The organism is Stenotrophomonas sp. AR029 (genome assembly GCF_047520695.2).
Classification (GTDB): Bacteria; Pseudomonadota; Gammaproteobacteria; order Xanthomonadales; family Xanthomonadaceae; genus Stenotrophomonas; species Stenotrophomonas sepilia.
This window is the reverse complement of record NZ_JAXBQQ020000019.1, coordinates 1-1,429: the sequence shown is the minus strand read 5'-3', so window position 1 is coordinate 1,429 and position 1,429 is coordinate 1. Positions and strand designations below refer to the sequence as shown.

At 68.1% G+C, this 1,429-nt stretch carries 2 protein-coding genes and 1 pseudogene; 2 read left to right on the top strand and 1 reads right to left on the bottom strand.

The annotated features are described in order from the left end of the window. Positions 1 to 83: pseudogene (locus ACM0PB_RS20175) on the top strand (MerC domain-containing protein); the annotation flags it as partial. A 9-nt stretch (positions 84 to 92) separates the two neighbouring features. Here the strand turns inward: ACM0PB_RS20175 and ACM0PB_RS20170 are convergent. Continuing rightward, entirely contained in the window at positions 93 to 377 is a 285-nt protein-coding gene (locus ACM0PB_RS20170; RefSeq protein ID WP_049417302.1) for a metal-sensing transcriptional repressor, read from the bottom strand. Between the two features lie 50 nt (positions 378 to 427). Between ACM0PB_RS20170 and dmeF the strand changes: the two genes are divergently transcribed. After that, the gene (dmeF, locus tag ACM0PB_RS20165; protein WP_329848208.1) at positions 428 to 1,393 is read left to right on the top strand and encodes a CDF family Co(II)/Ni(II) efflux transporter DmeF; all 966 of its coding nucleotides are present in this window, start codon (positions 428 to 430) and stop codon (positions 1,391 to 1,393) included. The last annotated feature ends 36 nt before the right edge of the window (positions 1,394 to 1,429 follow it).

The following is a 1,429-nucleotide window of genomic DNA, read 5'->3' as shown; positions in this document are numbered from 1 at the left end:
CGCACGACTGGGAAACACCGATGACCGTCACCGGCAGCCTGCTGCTGGCCGCCACGCATATCTGGAACGCGCGGCACCGGCACTACCCCTTGCTATTTGCCGTAGCGGCGCAGCAGTTCGACCAGCACCTCGGCCTCGGCCGCCCGCTGCTGCGGGTCTTCGGCGCCGACCACATGTTCCTGCAGATGCTCGTGCAGCAGCTCCATCAGCAGGCTGTGGGCGGCACCGCGCACGGCGGCAACCTGCACCAGCACGTCCGCACAGTCGCCGGCCTCACCCTCCGGCCTGTCCAGCGCCTGCTCCAACGCCGCCACCTGGCCGCCGATGCGGCGTACCCGGGTCAGCAGCTGCTTTCGATTCCTGTGTACATGGGCCATGGGCGCATCGTATACCCTATGGGGGTATCCTTCCACCCTCTGGTCTTTCCATGCACCTGGATGCCCTCGCCGCCGCCCGTCGCCACGAACACCGCTTCGACGACGGCAACCCGCTGGCCGAACGCAATACCCGCCGCGCTCTGTGGCTCACCGTCAGCATGATGCTGGTGGAAATTGTCGGCGGCTGGTGGTTCAACTCCATGGCCGTGCTCGCCGACGGCTGGCACATGAGTTCGCACGCACTCGCGCTGGGCCTGGCAGTGTTCGCCTACCGCTGCGCGCGCCGCTACGCGCACGACCCGCGCTTCGCCTTCGGTACCTGGAAGATAGAGATCCTGGCCGGCTATACCAGCGCCATCGCCCTGCTTGGCGTCGCCGCGCTGATGGCGGTGCAATCGCTGGAGCGGCTGTGGGTACCGGCAACGATCCACTACAACGAAGCCATCGCCATTGCTGCGGTCGGGCTGGGCGTCAACCTGCTGTGCGCCTGGTGGCTGCACGACAGCCCGGGCCACGTGCATCACCACCACGGGCATGACCATGGCCATCACCACGGCCACAACCACGATCACACCCATGCGCACGGTCACGACCTCAACCTGCGCTCGGCCTATGTGCACGTGCTGGCCGACGCCGCCACCTCGGTGCTGGCCATCATCGCCCTGCTCGGCGGCAAGCTGCTGGGCCTGACCTGGCTGGACCCGGTGATGGGCCTGGTCGGCGCCGTGCTGGTCACGGTGTGGGCGATCGGCCTGCTGCGCGACAGCGGCCGCATCCTGCTCGACGCGCAGATGGACGCGCCGGTGGTGGCCGAAGTACGCGAGGTGATCGAACAGGGCCCGTGGCCGGCGCGCCTGGCCGACCTGCACGTCTGGCAGGTGGGTCGCGGCAAGTACGCGGTCAGTGCCAGCGTGGTCACCAGCGACGCAGGTCTGGATGCCGATACCGTGCGCAATGCACTGGCGATCCATGAGGAGCTGGTGCATGTCACCGTGGAGATCCACCGCAGCACCTGACCTGCATCCGGTAGTGCCGGCCGCTGGCCGGCACCC

Bases quoted from the DNA above. Each gene is read 5' to 3' on its own strand.
- ACM0PB_RS20170 (WP_049417302.1), bottom strand. From the start codon at position 377: ATGGCCCATGTACACAGGAATCGAAAGCAGCTGCTGACCCGGGTACGC.
- dmeF (WP_329848208.1), top strand. From the start codon at position 428: ATGCACCTGGATGCCCTCGCCGCCGCCCGTCGCCACGAACACCGCTTC.